Genomic DNA, 19,145 nt, shown 5'->3' with positions numbered 1-19,145 from the left:
CAGCGAAACCACGTCACGCGCGGCGACCGCCGCCGCAGCGACGCCAGGATGCGGCAAGACTCCAACGCTCAGAAGTGGCACGCAGTCGATTCAGAGCAGCGGCCGGACTCGCTCCTTCATCTTGAGAATTCCCGACAACTACAACAACAACAACCCCTACCGGTTGATCTTCGGGTTCCACTGGAACGGCGGCACCGCCAACGACGTCGACTCGGGCGGGTCCAGCGGATTCACCTGGTCTTACTACGGGCTCAGGCAACTGGCGAACAACACCGCGATCTTCGTCGCCCCCCAGGGGCTGAACAACGGCTGGGCCAATTCCGGCGGCGAAGACCTGACCTTCGTCGACAACATGATCAGGCTGATCGAAGCAGACCTGTGTGTCGACACCACGCAGCTGTTCGCCGGAGGTTTCAGCTACGGCGGCGGCATGAGTTACGCCCTGGCCTGCGCCCGGGCGACGGTCTTCCGCGCGGTCGCGGTCTACTCCGGCGCACAGCTCAGCGGATGCAGCGGCGGCACCCAGCCCATCGCCTACATCGGGCTACACGGCATCAGCGACAACGTCCTTAACATCTCGCTGGGCCGGTCGCTGCGGGACACGTTCGTCAGGAACAACGGTTGCACTTCCCAAAACCCCCGCGAGCCGGCACAGGGCAGCCTGACGCACATCGTCACCGCCTACTCGGGATGCCGATCCGGGTACCCGGTCGTATGGGCGGCGTTCGACGGTGGTCACACCCCCGGTCCAGTGGATGGGTCCACCGCCGACGACGGCGCACGGACCTGGACGAAGGGAGTGGTGTGGAACTTCTTCAACCAGTTCCAGGGCACGAACGACACCACTCCGCCGACCGCTCCGGGCACTCCCGCCGTCTCCAACGTGACCGCTACCAGTGCCGCCCTGACCTGGACGGCATCCACCGACCAGGGCGGCTCCGGCCTGGCCGGCTACAACGTCTACCGGGAGCAGGGCGCCACCGACCCGCTACTCGGCCAGTCCACCACCACCTCGATCACCCTGACCGGGTTGACCGCCGAAACCCAATACCAGGTCTACGTACGAGCACGGGACGGCGCGGGCAACCTGTCGGCCAACTCCGCGCTCGTCACGTTCACCACGGCCTCCACCGGAGGCGACACCACGCCACCGACCGCCCCGGCCGGGCTGGCGGCCTCCGGCACCACCACCGGCAGCACCAACCTGTCCTGGACCGCTTCCACTGACGACGTCGGAGTGACTGGCTACGACATCCTGCGCGCACCCGGGGCCACCGGCGGCACCTTCGCCCAGGTCGGCACCTCGGCCACGACCTCGTTCAGCGACACGGGCCTGACCCCGAGCACCACCTACCGTTACCAGGTCCGCGCGCGGGATGCCGCCGGCAACCTCTCGCCGGTGTCCAACACGGTCCAGGTCACCACCAGCGGCGACACCACCGGAACCTGCACGGCCACGCCGACCGTGCAGTCCCAGTGGGGTACCGGCTACGTGATCCAACCGCTGACCATCACCAATACCAGCACCTCGACGATCACCAGTTGGACGGTCACCTTCACGCTCCCGGCCGGGCACACGCTGACCGGCTCATGGAACGCCACCGTCACCACCAGCGGGCAGACCGTCACGGCCAAGAGCGTGAGCCACAACGGCACGTTGGCCCCCGGAGCCAGCACCACCAGCTTCGGCTTCCAGGCCAGCCGTCCCGACGGCAACACGGCCCTGCCATCCGGATACACCTGCACCGGCCCGTAAACGCCATTCAAGGCCGCCCACACCGGCACCCGCCGGTATGGGCGGCCCCATCGCGAGCAGCGCGGCATTGCCGCTCAAGTGCGGGGACGATGGACGCGCCCGCTCACCTGACCGCTCCGATCGAGCCATCTGGGAATCCCTGCCCGTCGACGGCTCCCTGGCCTGCCCACTGATGCCCGACCGGCTCGCCCCGCCTCCACCAGCGCAGACCCAACCGACCAACCGCGGTCGACCTCAACAACACCCGGCAACGAGCCGCTCACCCGGCGGCCAAACCCCGCGTCCTTCCCCCACAGCCCGACCTGAAAGCCGACGAACTGCCGAGGATCTGCCACCAACACACCATCACCATCCGCAAGGACGACCTCGCCCACCTCGATGAGTTCCGCCAGGACCTGGCCTACCTCAATCCTGCCTGGATCGGAAACCCACAAGTCCGTCCGGCCAACACCGAGGGCCTCAACGGCAGACTCAAGGGACACGACCTCGATCTCGCGACCCCGAGAACCGGCTCGCCCACGGACGCGTCGCCCAGACCATCCTGGTCGCGCTGCTCGTCGCGGTCGCCGACGACCACTTCCTCGATCAGTGGCGCCACACCCACGAGCCCAGACGAGCCCGTCACACTCGCCGACACTCCGCGGACCCCAAACCAGAACGAACCCGATGTCGGTTGTGCCTCACGGCCGCCGAAGGCGGAGTAATCCATCAACCAGTTGGTTGACCGCGTTTGCTGCCATGCACTACGCTCCACCAAGCAGTTGGTTGATAGTGAGGTGTGTGGGATGGCCGAACAGGTCGACCGCCGGCAGGCGCTGGTCAATGCGGCGTTTTCGGCGATTGCAGAGCGGGGCTTCGAAGGCTTCCGGTTGCGCCCGATCGCTGCCGCTGCGGGCATCGACCATTCCACGCTGCACCACTACTTCCCGACCAAGGCGGATCTGATTGCCGCGGTGCTCCAGCACGTCACCAGCCAGTTCGAGGCGACCATGCATGTTGCCCTGGAGCCCGCGGCGCGCTTGCGCCGCCACCTGGGTGAGATCGCCGCGGCAGTGGTGGAGCGGCCCGAGCTGTTCATCGTGCTCGACGAGTTTGATCTACGTGCCCGCCGCGACGCATCCATGGCGGCCACCATCAAACGCGACGAGCAGGGCTGGCGAGACGCGCTCGTGGCGATCTTCGAAGAAGGCGTCGAGCAACGGATCTGGTCAGTGGATCTCGACGTCAACGCCAGTGTGGAGCTGGTGATCGCCACCCTCAAAGGCAGTCGCCTGCGTCCCGAGACGGCCGAGGCCGTCGCCAAGCAGCTGTGCGACCTTTTCTCAACAGGAGCCCGAGCGTGATCAATGTAGTCGTCATCGGTGGCGGCATCGGCGGCCTTGCGCTCGCGCAGGGCTTACGCAAAAACGGCGTCAAGGTCGCGGTGTACGAGCGTGACACGCACCGCGACGACCGCGTGGACCGCTACCGGCTCGCCATATCCCCGGCAGGCAGCCGATCGCTGCGTGCCTGCCTGCCGGACCAGCGGTGGCAGGCGTTCCTGGACACCGCGGGGCGCCCCGGCGGCGGCTTCGGCTTCCTCCGCACCGACCTGCGCCCGCTGGTCGTTGTCGAGGACGCGATCATGTACCCGGAGACCGCTGATCCCGCCGAGCGGTCCTATCCCGTCGACCGCCACACGCTGCGTGGCATCCTCCTCGATGGGCTCGCCGACGTCGTCCATTACGGCAAGATTTTCGAACGCTACGAGCTCGCCGCTGACGGCCGTCCCACCGCCCACTTCGCCGACGGCACCTCGGCCACCGGCGACGTCCTCATCGGCGCCGATGGGATCAACTCTCGCCTGCGATCGCAGTACCTGCCCGCCGCCACCCGCCGCGACGCCCGCGCGTTTGGAGTCGGACTCAAGTTGCCACTTGACGATGACACCCGGGCCTGGCTGCCCGCACGGCTCGGTCAGGGCATGAACCTTGTCCTGACCGGCGCGCCGTACTTTCTTTTCACCTCCGTGTTCGAACGTCAACAACCCGGCCGGGACGACTACCTGCTGTGCGCCTTCGTCGCCCGCAACGACCAGTTCCCGCCACACCCCGAGCGTCTCGACGGCGCCCGGCTCAAGGCTCACATAGCCGAGTTGGCAACCGGCTGGCACCCGCTGCTACGCCGGCTGATCGACGAGTGCCCAGTCAACGACGTGAGCGCTTTCCCGTTCCAGGCCTCGGACCGGCCGGTGCCCTGGACACCCTCGCGGGTCACCGCGCTCGGCGACGCCATGCATGGCATGCCGCCTGCAGGCGGCAACGGCGCCAACACCGCCCTGCGCGACGCCGCCCTGCTCACTCACCAGTTGTCGCAGGCCGTCAGAGGCGAGGCGCCCCTACGCGACATGATCGGCGAGTACGAAGCCGAGATGCGCGAATACGGCTTCCAAGCGGTCGACCTGGCCATGAAGACCCTCCGCCAGGGTCTGATGAGTAACCCGATCGACGTATTCTTCTCTCGCAGCTGGTTCCGTCTGTGCAGCATGGCTGCGCCACTGCGCCGAATGACGTTCGGCAGTAGCTGGGCAAAGATCAGCGAACCCCGCGCATGGGAGCAGGCGGAAACCCGACCGAACCACGAGCCCACGCCGACGACACCCACGACTCCTCAGCGCCGATAGTGATCTGGTGAACGCTTCACGTCCGGTGAGATTCGGTTGTGGGACACCATGACCGGCCAGCAGGCAGGGCCGCCGTTCGCCGGCCCTGCCAACGCCGAGTCGCTGGCCTTCGACTCGGACGGGACGCTCCACGCGACCAGCGACGGACGGGACCTGCTGGACTATTCGACCGACCCCGCACGCGCCGCGAACGCCGTCTGCGCGAGAGCGGGACGGTCGCTGACCGAGGCCGAGTGGCGGCACTACATCCCCTACGTCCCCTACCGGTGGGATGTGTGCGGCTAGCACCGCAAGGGCGAGGACCGCGACATTGGAGCTGCTCAACTGGCATAGGGGTGCCTGCTGCGGATCGGCGACTCGATCAGATACGGGGGCGGCCCGGTCGTCGTAAAGGCCGAGGCCAGGTCGGCCGGCTCAGCACGAGGAGGAGTCCACCGCCGTCCCCTCGGCGCAGGCCGCGGTGACCAGCGTCGTGCGCAGGGTCGTCAGGCTCGGCGGCGTGCTGTTCGCCGGCTCGGTGCCGCCCGCGGGAACCGAGGTCGCCGTAGCCGAAGGCTTGCTCGTCGGCGTGTAGCAGGGGTCGATGAGGTCGTCGCACGTCGGCGAGGGAGACGGCTCTGCTTCGCCGTCCTCGGAGACATAGGTGTACCCGAGGAGCTGCGCCGCGCGCTGGCCGTCCATGAGCGGTGCGATCACGGGGCTGCCCGCCGACTCCTCGACGAAAAGACCCTCGCCGATCGGCGTGTAGACGGACTGAGCATAGGCCAGCTGGGTGGCGTCGGTGATGGGGCGACCGAGAAGCTGCTGCCGTTCCGCCAGGTTGTGGACGAACATCAGACCTGTGCCCGCCGTACCCATGGACTCCTTGAGTTCGGCGAGCGTGGTGGTGACCGGCTGCTCGACCTGGATCCGGATCTTGCCGTCGGTGTAGCCCTGGCCGAGCCGGCCGGCCAGCACCTTGTCGACGCGTACCACCAGGCTGGCGTAACGCATGGCCGCGGCCTCGCTGTCGTAGGCCACGACGGCCGAGCCGCCCGCCGAGTCGTCGGAGGCGAAGGCGATGCCTGGCTCGATGTCTACGACGGTGCCCTGGACGAGCGCTCCGGCGGCCTTGAAGGCACCGGAGTCAGGCGCTCCGGGGACGATGTCGGCCACCGAGTCGAACAGGTAGTCCCCGTCGGACATGCTGACGCCGTAGCTGAGCCGCTGCCAGAAGGAGGGTTCCGGATTGTTGAGGAACGTGCCTGCGAGGGTGCCGGTGGCGATGGCGGCGACGAGGGTGAGGATCACCGCGAAGCGGTTCTTCATGGTTACCACGCCCCGTTGACGTGCGAGCGGTCGTGGCTGCTGTAGGTCTGGGTGGTGGATGTGCCCTGCTTCATGCAGGAGGTCAGATTGGTGTGCCCGAGGCCGATGGCATGCCCGATCTCGTGACAGGCCGTCTTCTTACGGACGGTCGAGCTGGTCATGTCGGCCAGGTCGAAGCGGAGTTCGGCGCGGTCGCACAGGTACTCTCCGCCGATCTGGTAGAGGGCTCTGACGCACTTGGTGGATGCGGTGATGTTGACGCCCGTGCTCGAGCCGTCCCAGTCCTTGCCCCAGTAGTCGGTGTAGTAGGCGTCGTACATCACCAGATCGGTGTGCGTGCCCGCGGTGCTGTCGTAACCGCCGATTCTCAGGTCGGTCTGGTAGTCAAGGTTGGCCATGCCGTAGTCGGCCGCAGTGATCATGTTGCTGGTGAGGGTGGAGCCGTTCCAGTAGACGTCGCGGTTGTCCGTCTTGGGGCAGCACCAGGTGGGGTGGTAGGCGTAGAAGCCAAATGTGTTGGCAACCACTGGGGTGGCGGCCGCGAGCCCGGCCGAGAGTGACGCCACGATGGCGAACACCAGAGCTAGTGCTGACTTGCGCATGGATGAGCAATCTAGGCATTCGCCAGGGTCGCCAAAAAGATCGAAAAGGTGAATCAACTCGCAACAGGGGATGCACAGTGGCTGACTTCAGTGGCCATTGTGGCGCTTGACGGAGGATCAGTCGTCCATCATTATGAACAAATGTTCATGAACGTTCGTTCATAAGGAGCCGACATGACGATCGTCAACACCCATCAAGCCGAGGCCTGGAACGGCTACGAGGGTAAGCACTGGGCCGACCACCATGATCGGTACGACGCCGTGAACAGCGGGTTCAACGACTACTTGCTGCAGAGCGTCAGGGCGGGGGACCGAGTGCTCGACGTGGGGTGCGGCAACGGTCAGGTGAGCAGGCTGGCCGCCCGGCGCGCCGGGCACGTCACAGGTGTCGACCTGTCGGCGCCAATGCTGGGCAGGGCCCGCGCCGCTGCGGCCGATGAGGGTGTCGCCAACATCGACTTCGAGCAGGGCGACGCTCAAGTTCACCCCTTTCCCGCAGACTCGTACGACCTGGCCATCAGCCGCTTCGGGATCATGTTCTTCGCCGATCCGGTGGCCGCCTTCGCCAACATCGCCCGCGCCCTGCGGCCAGGCGGTCGCGTGGCCTTCCTGAGCTTGCGCGGCATGGCCGACAATGACCTCGGCCCCGTGTTCGCCGCCATGGCTTGCCACCTGCCGAAGCCCGAGCCCGTGCCGGACGGAGACGGGCCGACCTCGCTGTCCGATCCGATCCGGATCCATGAGGTGTTCACCGCGGCGGGCTTCACCGGCGTGACGGCGACGCCTGTCGAGGCGTTGCAGGTATGGGGCAGAGACGCCCAGGACGCCGCCGATTTCCTGGCCGCCTGGGGGCCCGTCCGTTTCCTGCTCGATCGAGTCGATGCCACCGCCGCGTCGCGCGCTCGTGCTGCGCTCGTCGACGCTCTTCTCCCTTACGGGCAGGCTGATGCCGTACGGCTGCGCGGCGCCGCCTACCTGATCACGGCGACCCGCCCGTGAGCGCCCGCAAGGCCGCCGCTCTGGGGGAGGGCCATACGCTGCGCGAGCATCTCGTCGCGACCGCCGAACGCCTGCTCGGCCGGCACGGCGCCGCCAATCTGACGGTCCGGGCGATCGCCCGCGAGGCCCAGGTGGCCGACGGGGTGCTGTACAACCACTTCGCCGACAAGGAGGAACTGCTCGCCCTGGCGCTGCACGCGCACGTCCGAACGGTCCAACAGAGCCTCCCCCCGCTGCCGAGCCGTGCGGGTCACGGCGATCTGGAGGACAATCTGCGCGCTTACGTCACGTACGGCGTCAGGCTTCACCTGGCGATTCTGCCCGCCTTCGCCGGCCTGCTGGCGCAGCCCGCCGTTCTGGCCCGTTTCGCTGAGCTGGGCAACCCCATGGGCCAGGGCCGCGGCCTGCACGCCGAGCTGACCGCCTACCTCGGCGCCGAGCAGGCCCTGGGCCGCCTCAGTCCCGAAGCGCATCCCGATGCCGCCGCCACCATGATCGTCGGGGCGTGCCATGAGCTGATCCTCCCCCGTCTGTTCACGGGCGACTCCGTGGCCGACATCGAGGTCCCGCCGAAATTCGTCGATCACCTCGTCAGCACGTGCCTCCACGGCATCACGCTTGCTCCGAGGCAAGAATCGTCGAGGTAACGCCCACCGTTCTCGCCCTGCTCTGCTCAGACAGCGCGGCGGCCCAGGCCGCGCAACTGGTCGGCGGTCAGCGCGGAGACGTTCTGGGGTGTTCACGAGTGTGGGTGACCTGGCCGGACTGAGGGCTCTAAAGATCGCTTCCCGCGCGAGGAGTGATCGTTTCCCGAACTCTGCCGGTACAGTTCTGCATGTTCGGACACGTAGGTCCCTCGGTGGCTAGAGTTGTAGCTGTTGCGGAATCCCGCCCGCCTGGGGAATTGAGGAGCATTGATGTCTACAACGATGACCGGAGCTTCCGTTCGCCCCTTGGTGACCGCGATCGCAGGCTTGTAACGCCGCGCGTGTAGCAGCAAAGTCGGCACACATCCCGGTCGCCGGGGCGAGGTGACACGTATCACCGGCCCTTGGCGCTGTTTGGCGTCTCCGTTCGCCTTTCCGGGAGTTCTGCTGTGTCCGCTCGTCATTCTTCGCTGCTCCGCGCACGTGTCCTGGTCGAACGCCTGATCGCTGCCCCGTTCGGCAGGAAATCTCAACGGCCGAGGTCGGCTCCGCCCGCTCCGGACTCCGCTGATCAGACTGTCAACCGGAATGTCCGCCTGCTGAGCTGGTTCAACTTCTTCGGCGACTTCCGCATGTACGGGCCGATCATGGTCATCTACTTCGCGCAGGTCACCGGCTCGTACACCGCCGCCGCCAGCCTCCTGGCGGTGAAGATGCTGTCTTCGGCAGCGTTCGAAGTCCCTACCGGGGTGCTCTCCGATCGCCTCGGCCGACGCGGCACGATGATCGCCGGTGCCGTCGTCATGGTGGCCGCCCATCTCGGGTACGCCGGCGCTTGGGGCTACGGCCTCCTCCTGGCAGCTGTCGTGCTGGAGGGATTGGCGACCTCACTGTGGAGCGGCAACAACGAGTCTCTGCTCTACGACACGCTGCTCGAAGCCGGCAGGGAGGAGGAGTTTCCCCGGCACTCAGGCCGGGTGAACTCGATGTTCCAGATCGCGCTCGCGCTGGCGGCAGCCATAGGTGGCGTGGTCGCCGGCGCGTGGTCGCCGCGTGTGGTGGTCGTGCTGTCGGTCGTGCCGCAGGTGCTGTGCGTGCTCGTCGCCTTGCGGGTCAGGGAACCGCGGGCGCGCGGCCCGCTGGAATCGAACGTGCTGGTGCATCTCGGATCGGCCCTGCGCGGCATCCGCCGTAATCCGGTGCTCCGCCGGATGACTCTGGTGTCGGCGCTGCGTTACAGCGGCGAAAGCGCGGCCCAGTTGTCGCCTGTTTTCGTGGCAGGGCTGTGGCCGCTCTGGGCGCTGGGTCTGTGGCGCACCTTCGGCCACGGCGTGGCCTTCGTCGGCTTCCGCGTCAGTGGTTGGACGATCGGCCGGGTGGGCGCAGCCCGCACTCTGCTGTTCGGTGAGCTGTTCGACAACATGGCCAACTTCGTGGCGCTGCTGAAGCCGACGGTATTTTCGCCCGTGCTGCTTGGGTCACCGGCTTACGGCATGTCGACAATCGCCCAGCAGACGTTGCTGCAGCGCGAGTTCACCGACCGGGAACGCGCGACAATGGGTTCGCTCGCGTCGCTGTTCGGCAGCGTGCTCTACGCGCTCGTCGCCCTGGGAGCCGGCCTGGTGGCAGACCGTTGGGGCATCGTAGCGGCGTTGCTCGCGATCCAGGCGGTGGCGCTGATCGCACTTCCGCTCGCCTGGTGGGTGCACGCGCACGCTCTTCGCTCCCCGCGGGCGCTGGGACGGTGACGGGCTGAGCGCCTTCTCGGCCCCGGCTGACACCACCCCGGCCTTCCCGGACACCCGCGCTGCGGTTCCCCGCACCAGGACGAACCCGATTAGGAACCCCTGAAACGACAAGATCCCGCCTGATCTCAACGATCAGACGGGATCCCGTCAACTTCAGTCCAGCCGTTTCAAGAACGGCTCCTGGGTGGGGTGTTCACGAGTGAGTCCGAACCGGCATGTAGCGGGCAGTTCGAAGATCGCTTCCCGGAAAGACAGTGATCGTTTCTCGCACGTCCATCCGGCTTCCGCCCTATCCGAAGACCAAGGCCCCGCCCCCTGCCCAGGGGCCGGGTTGACGAGCGCAGTGCCGGTTGGGGTGCGGCGGGCGTCCGCACCCCAATCGGCATATGTCAGCTTCCGGCCATCTCCTTCACCATTGCCGCATCGGGTTCCGCGTCCACGAGGGTGCAAGGCGCGACCGGGCTACCGGCCTTGGCCAGATAGGTGCCGAGCCGCCAGGCCATTCCCAGGTGGTTACCTGGCCGGAACTCCAGCACCAGCGTCTCCCCGTGCCGGATGTAGCTCGGGGAGACCACGAAGGTGTTCCGGTTGATCGGGCTGGCGGCGTCCCGGGAGCGCCAGTTCTCCGGCTTGTCGAACTCCTTGCGCTCCTGTTCGGTCATGTTCTTGGTGCTCGGCGGATCGTAGGTCAGGTCCGCGCCGGCGAAGCGGCCAGGGGCGCACTGCTTGTCCGCTTCGGTGAAGGTCACGTCCGCTGTGATGCCCTCGTCCTTGAGCCTGACCTCCAGCTCGTCAGGATCCCGGAACTCCCGGACCGTCACCTGGACGGTGCCGTCGTCCTTCTTCACCACGGCGTACGCGGCGCTCTGTGCCCCGAAGGTCAACGGCACCGCGATCGCCACAGCCGCGGCGAGGCCTGCGACCGCCGTCCCCGCCAGCAGGCGGCGGCGCAGCGGGGAGGGGCCGTGCCGCGGCGCCGCCGCCGTGACCTCCGGGGACGGGTGGGCATGCCCCGGCCCGGTGGCACGCCTGCCCGGCAGCCAGGACGCGCGACGGCGCACGGGCGGCGTGGCGACGATCTCTTCCAGGAGTTCGTCCATGCCCTGGCTCAGGACGAGTTCGTTGTGCTCGGAGGCCGGGTCGATGGCGGCCAGCATGCGGTCGATCTTGTTCATCGGGTTTCTCCGCTCAGTGAGGTCATGACAGGGGTTTCATCCGTCGTGCCGAGTAGCCGGGCCAGTCGTTTACGAGCCTTGTGCAGTCGCAGCCGGGCGGCGGTGTTGCTGCAGCCCAGTACCGTGGCGATCTGGGGGCCGGTCAGCCCTTCCCACGTGGCCAGGGCGAGCACCTCCCGGTAGGCGGGGTTCAGGGCCGCGAAGGCGGCGCGAATCTCCTCGGTTCGCGGATCGGCGGATGCGGGCTCCTGGCGGACGGCCAGTTCGCCGCGAAGCCGCGCGGCCAGCGCGCTGCGGCGCGATTCCCCTCGTCGATGATTGGCCAGGACGCGACGGGCGGCTCCATACAGCCACAGCAGGGCGGCGTCCCCCTCTGGAACGTCGTCCAGCCGCCGCCACGCGGCGAGAAAGGTCTCCGCGATCACATCGGCGACGTCGTCCACCGAATCGGTACGGCGGAGCGCGTAGCGCTGTATCGCCGGATAGCAGGCGCGGTAGAGGGCCTCGAAACGATCGCGCGCGCCGAGGGGCACGCGTGGATCTCGCACAGGTATCTCCTTGCCGAAGAGTGGCGGAACACCTCACTAGGTGTCCGGCATCTGCGTCAGTGTTTCCTCCCCCGCTCACACGCACAGAGGGGCAGCTGTGGCTTGGCAAGGACCAGTTCGTACGCCGAGCTGATCATCGTGCCCGGCATCACCAAGCTACGCATCCTCGCCGAGACGCACGTCATCCCAGGACTGGGGAAGATCAAACTCCAGCACCTACGTGCCGATCACGTGGATGAGTGGCTTGACCAGCTCGCCAGCAAGCTGGCCAGCACCACCCTCCGCGAGATCCACAGCGTGCTCAAGAGAGCCATCCGGCAAGCTCAGGCACGCGACATGGTCCTCAGGAACGTTGCCGAGCTGGTCACCACACCCACCGGTACGGATGGACGGCCCAGCAAGGCACTCACGCAGCAACAGGCACAAGCCGTGCTCAAGTCTCCGAACTCCACGCCTACGTGGTGATCAGCCTCACCACGGGAGTCCGCACCGAGCAGGCACGGGCGCTGCGCTGGGATCACGTCGTCGCCTGGATACCGAGCCTCAAGACCTGGCATCCGGTGACCGGGGTGGGATTCAAGCACAAGAAGTTCGCCATCTACGTATGGCGTGCCGACCGAGAAGGAGGGGACACCAAGACCCGCAAGTCACGCCGCACGCTCGAACTGCCCAAGCTCGCGGCGCAGGCGCTCCGGCAACACCACACCCACCAAGCCGTGCTCAAGCTCAAGGCCGGCGAGGCTTGGCAAGATCACCGACTGGTGTTCTGCACGAGCGTCGGCACCCCGTTGAACGCCTCGAACGTACGACGGGCATTCCGCAAGATCACCAAACGAGCGGGACTCGGAACCGCCTGGAGTCCCCGAGAACTACGTCACTCGTTCGTCTCCATCATGAGTGACCAAGGCGTACCCATCGAGACCATCGCCGATCTCGTCGGGCACGCGGGCACCAGCTTCACGGAAGCGGTCTACCGGCACCAGCTCAGACCAGTGATCACCAAGGGCGCCCACACCATGAACACCATCTTCGGCGAGAAGTCCAAGGGTTGAGAGTCCGACTGAGATGGCTCCCATCGACTTCCAGACATGAGAAAAGGGCCTCCGGATTACTCCGAAGACCCTTCTCACCTGCATCTTCCTGGTGGGGTGTTCACGAGTAGGTCTGGCCTGGGGCGCTGAGGGTATATCGAAGATCGCTTCCCGAGGCGACGAAGATCGCTTCCCGAGGCATATCCAGCGAGGGCCCCGGGCGGACGGGTATGGCGCTCAGGAGGGTCAGGGGCCGTCACCTGCCACTGCCTCGTCCAGAGCACGGAAGGAGACCCGGGTCGCGGCCAAGTCGGGGTCGCGGACGTATTTCTTCGCCTCGGACTCGGGAACCACCCGCCGATGCCGTATCTCGAACTCCGGCTCCCATTCCTGCAGCCGGACCTCCGCACGCCAGTAAGAGCGGATGAGGACCAGGCCAAGCTCGCGCCCGCGCACGCATTCGCTGCGGGAATATCCAAGCAAGCGGCTACCGATGACGGTGACGCACGCTTCTTCAAGCATTTCCCGGCGAAGGGTCTCCTCGATAGTCTCTGTTCCTTCAGGACGTCCGGCCGGGAAACCCCAGTGCTCGCCGTCATGGCTGATCAGGACCATCTCATTGGCAGCCGTCACGCAGATGCCGGCGGCTCCATGAGCCTTGCCTTCCTGTGGGTCGTCGACAGGGTGCCAGGACACAAGCCAATCCTGGCCGTTCGAATGCGTCAGCATCCGCTCGCCGTCCCGGGCAGGGACAATAGGTGTCATGTGGCTCTCCCCTTGAGGTTTGTGGGCAGAAGGACTGGCCACGTCCGGCTGCCGGATGACTCCGGCATCATGACAGTGATCGACGCAACTCGGCCCACGCTCCGGACCGGCGGGAGTGCCGATCCGGGCGGTGCTCGTCTGTCTGATGGTCTCGATCCACCACAGCGGCAAAGCGTCGAGAAGATCGCTTCCCGAAGGGGTGGTGATCGTTTCCCGTACTGCCGCGTCGTCGACGGGGGCAGACGAGTGGACGCTTGCTGCAGTACGTCGCCTGCTATGGAGCGCCTGGCAGGTCTCGGCGCTGAATCCGCTGGTCGAGTTCCCAAAGCGCTGTCTTGTCGTCGTCGTAACGCAGCGACTCGTATGCGGCCTGATACGGCAGCCACTGTGTGTCTCGATGCTCCGAGGAGAGCACTATCTGAGCCTTTTCTCGGGTGACGTCGCAGGCGAAGAAGTGCTTAGGCACGATATAGAGGTTGTCGGGCCAGAGCTTGCTCGCCGCAAAGCAACTCTTCTCTACTCCGCTTACCATGTCGAGCTTGAACAGCGGTCCTGCCGCAGGCAGGCCGGTCTCCTCGGCGAACTCGCGACGGGCCGCGCTCTCCAGATCCTCGCCTTCCTCGACGCCGCCGGCCACGCTCTGCCAATGAGAATCATCCGCTCTCTGAAAGAGAGCGTATTCCGGCATACCCGCTGTTATCCGGAAAGGAAAACGAGCACGGTGTAGGGCTGGCGCATATGACGTGTCCGATCTGAGAGGCAGGGTCCCTGAATGTGCCGAACAGCGGGAGAGTGACAGCTCAGCGATTACTCCCTGACGATGGATGGTCTCTTCCTTCCCGTCCACAGGCCGCCGGAGCCTTCACCTTGCGTCGCAGGCAGCGGCTCATCCTCAACAGCAGTTTGCGATCTTACTGAACCCTGCCGGTACAGCGCCGCTGTCGAGCCTTCAGGCGGTTTGCAGTCGTGGAGGTGGAGCTGTGCTCGACTGTGAGGGCTGTTGCAAATGTGTCTCTTCACGCGAGCTGCAAAGCCATCTACAGTACGGTTTGCAGGCGCTGCGTGACTGTGTGTGACTGCACACTCCCTGTGGGTTACGCACAGCGCCAGTACGTGGAGGTCGAGCATGACGTGCGAAGCATCGCTGCTGGAGCAGTTGGCTGCGGACGAGGAGTCCGTCCGCGGGCAACTTGAGTCGCTGCGTGAGCAGGTGGCGACCCTGGAAGAGCAACTGCGCGACCTGGCCACCGCCCGAAGGATAGTCGCGCCGATGCTGGCCGGGCGTTCCCGGCCCGAGCAAGCGCCTTCTGACGGAACGCCTGACGCCCCGACGCACACCTCGCCGAAGGAAGCCGCGCCGGCGCCGAAACCGGTCACCGGGCTCGACAAGCAGGTCGTTGTGATCATGGCGAGTTCCGGGCGGACGATGCGCGCCAAGGAAGTGGCTCAAGCGTTGGGCGAGCCCGACGTGCGGGGGCGGGTGGAGACCACCCGAGCACGGCTCAAGCGGCTGACGGCGCTGGGCTGGCTGACCCAGCACGAGCCGGGCCTATTCTCCATCGCCCCGCACATCAATGGCCACGCGCTGGGGGGAGTCGCCAACGACGAGGCATAGAGCAAGAGACACATCGCAGGTCAGGCGCTCAACAACGACGGTCGTGCGGGCGCCGGACAAGACGAGCAGGGTGCCGCCGAGATTAGGCCCTCGGCGGCACCCGAGGTTGCGTGAGCACCCTCCAGGTTCTAACTGACAGTGGCTCGCGCACTCCCGAGAGTAACTCAAATGGGGTCCTTTGGGGGAGGCGTCGAGCCTGGATTTCGCCTGCCCTGCGATCGGCAGGGCAGGGGCAGGAAGGATCGACGATGCCCTCACCAGGGCGAGAAGGGATCCGGCGCGGGTCAGCTTTCACCGGTCCCGGTGTGCGAAGTAGGCCACAGCCGGACGGCCAGGCCAGCCTCCAGTTGGGCGATGGTGGCCACATCCGGCCAGCAACGCCCGACGACCACGTCATTGACGGTCTGCCGGTTCACCCCACTAACCTCCGCCAACCGGCGGAAACTCAGCCCCCGCTCGGCCATCACTCCTCGCAGAGCCGCGGCGATGGCCTGGACGACGGCGGCAGCCGGATGGCCGGACAGATCCGCGTGGGGCCAGTTCTCCGGGTCCTCGGCCAACTCCCGGGGAGAACGGGAACGCCCGCGTCCTCCGACCATGACAAACGACTCCTTTCGGTAGATGTCGTCGCCCTCCGTAACGGCAGATTGTTCTGCCGCTATGGATGGGGTGTGACCCTCGACGCGGAAACCTCCGCCACGATCACCAGCTACCGGCCACAACAGGCCCCGCCGGAATGGGAACAGATCGCCGGGCACGTGCGGATGCTGGTCGCCGCCAGCGCCGACCGCTCCCCCTACCGGGTGCAACGGCTGCTCACCGCGACCACCCGGCTGGCCGTGTGGTGTCACCGCTCCGGACTCCCCGATGACCCGGAAGTGTGGCTGCGGCACGAGACAATCGACGCGTTCATCCTGACCGGCTGCACCGACCTGGCCCCGAGTTCGGCACAGACCTACCGCAGCTGGCTGCGGCACATGCGCGCCACACTGGCCTGGCTGGAACGCGGCGAACAGGCGCCGCCACCGATGACGGCCCCCAAGACGGTCAGCCCGCCCTACTCGCCCGCCCAGCTCGGCCGCCTCCGCGGCTGGGCCGAACCCCTGCCCAGCCAAGCCAGAAGCGACGCGCTGGCGTTGATGGCACTCGCCTGCGGCTGCGGCCTGACCTCCGGTGAGGTGGCCGCCGTCCAAACCGGGCATCTGCGCCGCCTGGACTCCGGCGCGGTCGTGGTCACCGTCCCCGGCACAGACCGGTTGATCGTCTGCCGCGCCGCCTGGCAGAACGTCCTGGCCCACGCCGCCGACCAGCCCGACGACCGGTTCGTGTTCCGGCCCGGGCGCGCCGCCCGGCACGCCAAGAACCTGTTCAGCTCCTGGACCGCCCGCCACACCCCGACCGGCGGCCTGCCCGCCCTGTCGGTGCGCCGGCTGCGCTCCTCCTGGATCGTCGAACTGCTGAGCGCCCGCATCGATCTGGGAGTCGTGGCCGCCGCGGCCGGAATGAGCACCTCCGCACTGGCCCGCTACCAACATTTCGTCCCCGCTTTGGACGAGCCCACCGCGGTCGCGCTGCTGCGCGGCCGCGCCATGTGAGTACGGCGAAGCCACGCGCCTGGCCGCCGCGCACCACCCGAGCCCGAGCCACCCGGCCTCGGCCTCCTGCCAAGCAGACGGCACAGATCCCCAACGCCGTCGTCGGTCACTACGCCCGGCTGCTGGACGACTCCGGCATCCTGCCGCTGATCGACGACGAGCTCGGCCCGAGGCCCGGCCCGCCCGGGCTGCCCATCGCCGCAGTGCTGACCTGCCTGCTGCTGTCCATCAACCACACCGGCAAAGCCACTCTCATCAAGGCCTGGCGGATCGCCGCGTTCTGTCTGAGCGCCGTCGCACGCCATCGGCTCGGCCTGCCCGACATCAACCCCGCAGATGTCCACCAGGTGCTCGCCTCCTCGCGCCGCTTCTACCGGGCCTTCGACCGGCTGACCACCGTGCTGGATCCAGCCCGCCACGATCGGCGCGCCCGCCTGCCCCAGCAGCAGGCCGACACGCTGGCCACCGCCTGGGAGGACGACGACCCAGCACACTCGCGCAAGCGGGAACTGCTGCAGGACATCGCCACCGCGCTGGTTCTCACCCCAGTGCACTGGGCCAAAGGCCGCGGCTACCTCCACCACTTCCGCGGCGACGTCGGCATCGACACCACCGCCACCCCAGTCTTCGCCCGCCCACCCCGAACCCGCCGCTCCACCGGGGAACTCATCGCCTCCACCGAGATCACCGCTGGCTGGCACCACTCGGCCGGCAACGGCCCACCCGAGTACGGCTACAGCGCCACCCTCACCGTCGCCGCCCGCACCCGCCCGGCACTCGGCTCCTTCCCGCAACTGGCGCTCGGCCTGGTCCTCGACACCCCGCACAAACGCATCGGCGCCAACGCCATCGCCACCCTCAAACCCCTGGCCACGCTCGGCTTTCCCACCGGCTTCGCCGTCGCCGACCGCGCCTACACCGACCAGCAACCTGGCCACTTCGCTCAGCCAGCACGCGAACTCGGCTACCGGCTCGCACTCGATTTCAAAGTGGAGCAGCGGGGAGTGCAGGGCAGCGTCCACGACAGCCCGCTCATCGACGGCTCCCCAGCCTGCCCGCTGACGCCCGACAGGCTTGCCCACGCCACCACCGGCCTGGACGACGCCGCCATCCGCACACCATCGCAAGAGCTCACCGCGTTGATCGCCGCGCGAGAGCCGTACTTGCTGCGCCTCAAACAGAGCGCGAACGCAGACGGCACCGTCCGCTACCAGTGCCCAGCGGCCGCCCCACCGCAGTCGACCTGACCGACGCCCGGCAGCGAGCCGCCCACCCCGCGGCCAAACCCCGCATCCTGCCGCCACAACCTGATCTGAAGGCCGACCAACTGCCGAAGATCTGCAGCCAGCACACCATCACCGTCCGCAAGGACGATCTCGGCCACCTCGACAAGTTCCGCCAAGACCTGGCCTACCTGAGTTCCGCCTGGATCGGGACCTACAAGTCTGTCCGGGCCAACACCGAAGGCATCAACGGCAGACTCAAGGGACACGACCTCGACCTCGGCAATGCCAAGAACCGGCTCGCCCACGGCCGCGTCGCCCAGACCATCCTGATCGCGCTGCTCGTCACCGTCGCCAACGACCACTTCCTCGACCAGTGGCGCCACATCCACGAGCCCCACGACGAGCCCGTCACACTCGCTGACACTCCGCAGACTCCAGCCCAGCCCTTCGACGACACACCATCCGCCGGCCAGAGCAGGCCACCACCCACCCCATAAGCCGCAAAACCCGCCACCCTGCCGCAGCGCCCCGCTCACCGTCGGCTTCGCCATGCCCAACGGCCGGATCTCTGTCCTCCACCAGCGGCCTGACACCACCCTGGCCTTCCCGGACACCCGCACTGCGGTCCCCAAACCGGGACGAACCTGATTCGGAAACTCCTGAAACGACAAGATCCCGCCTGATCTCGATGATCAGACGGGATCCCGTCAACCTCAGTCCGGCCGTTTCAAGAACGGCCCCTGGTGGAGATGAGGGGATTCGAACCCCTGACCCCTTCGATGCGAACGAAGTGCGCTACCGGACTGCGCTACATCCCCAAGGACTCGACCAGATTAGCAAACTCCTGAGGGTCCTCGCGCCACCCTTTCAGTCACCCACTGCCCGCTTGGGCGGCTCAGCGTACTGATCGAACAGAACGTCCGGATGCAGCGTCGTGAGATCGATGATCTCCGCCTGGGCGGCCTCGTCCGCCGCCCGCCGCTGTTCACGGGCCCGCCGCAGCCGTTCCGCGCGCATCCGGCGGGCGCGTTCGCGCCGTTCCCGGTCCACTTGTACGGCGATGCGGAGAAAGGCCGCGTACGCGAACATGACGACGACAGAGGGCGCCACGCCCCACCACGGGATCATCTTGACCGCGGCCGTCACGATCGAGGCCAGGACCAGCAGGGCCGTGAAGAACAGGAGCCGCCGCCGACGGGCCACAATGATGGCGCGGCGCCGGAGCCGGAACTGGCGCACGTCGACCTTCTCCACCTCGGCCCCGTCGTCCTCGTCCGCGTCCGAAGGGCCCAGATTGTCGAGGTCGGGAAGCTGATGCTCGCCGGTGTAGTGCTCTTCGAGCTCGGCCAGCTCGGCGAGGTTGGTCTTGTCTCTGCGCAGCCACATCGGAATCAGGACACAAAGCCACATCACGACGATGGCCAGATAGAGGAGGACGCTGCTCACGGCCACCTCCGGGCAGCACAAA

At 67.0% G+C, this 19,145-nt stretch carries 21 protein-coding genes and 1 tRNA gene; 13 read left to right on the top strand and 9 right to left on the bottom strand.

From position 1 onward, the window contains the following. Nucleotides 1–121: 121 nt before the first annotated feature. From ABD830_RS47265 to ABD830_RS47250, 4 genes are all read left to right on the top strand, one after another. Entirely contained in the window at nt 122–1,756 is a 1,635-nt protein-coding gene (locus tag ABD830_RS47265) for a cellulose binding domain-containing protein (RefSeq protein WP_345002039.1), read from the top strand. A gap of 785 nt (nt 1,757–2,541) precedes the next feature. Further along, the gene (locus tag ABD830_RS47260; RefSeq protein WP_345002037.1) at nt 2,542–3,099 is read left to right on the top strand and encodes a TetR/AcrR family transcriptional regulator; all 558 of its coding nucleotides are present in this window, start codon (nt 2,542–2,544) and stop codon (nt 3,097–3,099) included. Beyond that, the gene (locus tag ABD830_RS47255) at nt 3,096–4,418 is read left to right on the top strand and encodes an FAD-dependent oxidoreductase (RefSeq protein WP_345002035.1); all 1,323 of its coding nucleotides are present in this window, start codon (nt 3,096–3,098) and stop codon (nt 4,416–4,418) included. Before ABD830_RS47260 ends, ABD830_RS47255 begins: the two co-directional genes overlap by 4 nt. A gap of 48 nt (nt 4,419–4,466) precedes the next feature. Beyond that, nucleotides 4,467–4,703, top strand: a complete 237-nt coding sequence (locus ABD830_RS47250; RefSeq protein ID WP_345002033.1) for a hypothetical protein — start codon at nt 4,467–4,469, stop codon at nt 4,701–4,703. Between the two features lie 129 nt (nt 4,704–4,832). Here ABD830_RS47250 and ABD830_RS47245 read toward each other — a convergent pair whose 3' ends face one another. Both ABD830_RS47245 and ABD830_RS47240 read right to left on the bottom strand, forming a co-directional pair. Continuing rightward, nucleotides 4,833–5,726: a hypothetical protein gene (locus ABD830_RS47245; protein ID WP_345002031.1), complete on the bottom strand. Its 894-nt coding sequence runs from the start codon at nt 5,724–5,726 to the stop codon at nt 4,833–4,835. Nucleotides 5,727–5,728: 2 nt separating this feature from the next. Beyond that, entirely contained in the window at nt 5,729–6,328 is a 600-nt protein-coding gene (locus ABD830_RS47240; RefSeq protein ID WP_345002029.1) for a hypothetical protein, read from the bottom strand. 174 nt (nt 6,329–6,502) lie between these two features. Between ABD830_RS47240 and ABD830_RS47235 the strand changes: the two genes are divergently transcribed. The 3 genes from ABD830_RS47235 (at nt 6,503) to ABD830_RS47225 (ending at nt 9,722) form a co-directional block, all read left to right on the top strand. Next, nucleotides 6,503–7,327: a class I SAM-dependent methyltransferase gene (locus ABD830_RS47235; RefSeq protein WP_345002027.1), complete on the top strand. Its 825-nt coding sequence runs from the start codon at nt 6,503–6,505 to the stop codon at nt 7,325–7,327. Then, complete coding sequence (locus ABD830_RS47230; protein WP_345002025.1) at nt 7,324–7,974, top strand: TetR/AcrR family transcriptional regulator; 651 nt, start codon at nt 7,324–7,326, stop codon at nt 7,972–7,974. The genes ABD830_RS47235 and ABD830_RS47230 overlap by 4 nt, the downstream gene beginning before the upstream one ends. A gap of 404 nt (nt 7,975–8,378) precedes the next feature. Beyond that, on the top strand, nt 8,379–9,722 hold the full coding sequence (locus ABD830_RS47225) for an MFS transporter (protein ID WP_345002023.1): 1,344 nt from the start codon (nt 8,379–8,381) through the stop codon (nt 9,720–9,722). A 389-nt stretch (nt 9,723–10,111) separates the two neighbouring features. Here the strand turns inward: ABD830_RS47225 and ABD830_RS47220 are convergent, their stop codons facing one another. After that, nucleotides 10,112–10,897 carry a hypothetical protein gene (locus tag ABD830_RS47220; RefSeq protein WP_345002021.1) on the bottom strand — a complete coding sequence of 262 codons (786 nt, stop codon included), beginning with the start codon at nt 10,895–10,897 and terminating at the stop codon, nt 10,112–10,114. Then, the gene (locus tag ABD830_RS47215) at nt 10,894–11,445 is read right to left on the bottom strand and encodes an RNA polymerase sigma factor (protein WP_345002019.1); all 552 of its coding nucleotides are present in this window, start codon (nt 11,443–11,445) and stop codon (nt 10,894–10,896) included. Before ABD830_RS47215 ends, ABD830_RS47220 begins: the two co-directional genes overlap by 4 nt. 102 nt (nt 11,446–11,547) lie before the next feature. On the opposite strand from ABD830_RS47215, the gene ABD830_RS47210 reads away from it, so the two are divergent. Both ABD830_RS47210 and ABD830_RS47205 read left to right on the top strand, forming a co-directional pair. Then, nucleotides 11,548–11,910 (top strand): hypothetical protein, encoded by a 363-nt coding sequence (locus tag ABD830_RS47210; RefSeq protein ID WP_345002017.1) that lies wholly within the window; start codon nt 11,548–11,550, stop codon nt 11,908–11,910. Next, nucleotides 11,907–12,497, top strand: coding sequence for a site-specific integrase (locus ABD830_RS47205; protein WP_345002015.1), 591 nt, complete (start codon nt 11,907–11,909; stop codon nt 12,495–12,497). The genes ABD830_RS47210 and ABD830_RS47205 overlap by 4 nt, the downstream gene beginning before the upstream one ends. A 225-nt stretch (nt 12,498–12,722) precedes the next feature. Here ABD830_RS47205 and ABD830_RS47200 read toward each other — a convergent pair whose 3' ends face one another. Next, nucleotides 12,723–13,241: an NUDIX hydrolase gene (locus ABD830_RS47200; protein WP_345002013.1), complete on the bottom strand. Its 519-nt coding sequence runs from the start codon at nt 13,239–13,241 to the stop codon at nt 12,723–12,725. A gap of 274 nt (nt 13,242–13,515) precedes the next feature. Beyond that, nucleotides 13,516–13,929: an NUDIX hydrolase gene (locus ABD830_RS47195; RefSeq protein ID WP_345002011.1), complete on the bottom strand. Its 414-nt coding sequence runs from the start codon at nt 13,927–13,929 to the stop codon at nt 13,516–13,518. Between the two features lie 438 nt (nt 13,930–14,367). Between ABD830_RS47195 and ABD830_RS47190 the strand changes: the two genes are divergently transcribed. Continuing rightward, complete coding sequence (locus tag ABD830_RS47190; protein WP_345002009.1) at nt 14,368–14,856, top strand: hypothetical protein; 489 nt, start codon at nt 14,368–14,370, stop codon at nt 14,854–14,856. A 284-nt stretch (nt 14,857–15,140) separates the two neighbouring features. Here the strand turns inward: ABD830_RS47190 and ABD830_RS47185 are convergent, their stop codons facing one another. Further along, entirely contained in the window at nt 15,141–15,455 is a 315-nt protein-coding gene (locus tag ABD830_RS47185; protein WP_345002007.1) for a helix-turn-helix domain-containing protein, read from the bottom strand. Between the two features lie 72 nt (nt 15,456–15,527). Here ABD830_RS47185 and ABD830_RS47180 point away from each other — a divergent pair, with 72 nt between their 5' ends. Genes ABD830_RS47180 through ABD830_RS47170 form a run of 3 tightly spaced genes read left to right on the top strand, consistent with a single transcriptional unit; the run spans nt 15,528 to nt 18,174 of the window. Then, the gene (locus tag ABD830_RS47180; RefSeq protein ID WP_345002005.1) at nt 15,528–16,451 is read left to right on the top strand and encodes a hypothetical protein; all 924 of its coding nucleotides are present in this window, start codon (nt 15,528–15,530) and stop codon (nt 16,449–16,451) included. Beyond that, nucleotides 16,448–17,698 carry a hypothetical protein gene (locus ABD830_RS47175; protein ID WP_345002003.1) on the top strand — a complete coding sequence of 417 codons (1,251 nt, stop codon included), beginning with the start codon at nt 16,448–16,450 and terminating at the stop codon, nt 17,696–17,698. Before ABD830_RS47180 ends, ABD830_RS47175 begins: the two co-directional genes overlap by 4 nt. Further along, entirely contained in the window at nt 17,665–18,174 is a 510-nt protein-coding gene (locus ABD830_RS47170; protein WP_345002001.1) for a hypothetical protein, read from the top strand. Before ABD830_RS47175 ends, ABD830_RS47170 begins: the two co-directional genes overlap by 34 nt. 244 nt (nt 18,175–18,418) lie before the next feature. Here ABD830_RS47170 and ABD830_RS47165 read toward each other — a convergent pair. Next, nucleotides 18,419–18,495 (bottom strand) — tRNA-Ala (locus tag ABD830_RS47165). Between the two features lie 49 nt (nt 18,496–18,544). Then, on the bottom strand, nt 18,545–19,123 hold the full coding sequence (gene sepX, locus ABD830_RS47160) for a divisome protein SepX/GlpR (RefSeq protein ID WP_345001999.1): 579 nt from the start codon (nt 19,121–19,123) through the stop codon (nt 18,545–18,547). Nucleotides 19,124–19,145 lie beyond the last annotated feature (22 nt).

The organism is Nonomuraea helvata, assembly GCF_039535785.1.
Classification (GTDB): Bacteria; Actinomycetota; Actinomycetes; order Streptosporangiales; family Streptosporangiaceae; genus Nonomuraea; species Nonomuraea helvata.
This window is presented reverse-complemented; position numbering and strand designations above follow the sequence as displayed.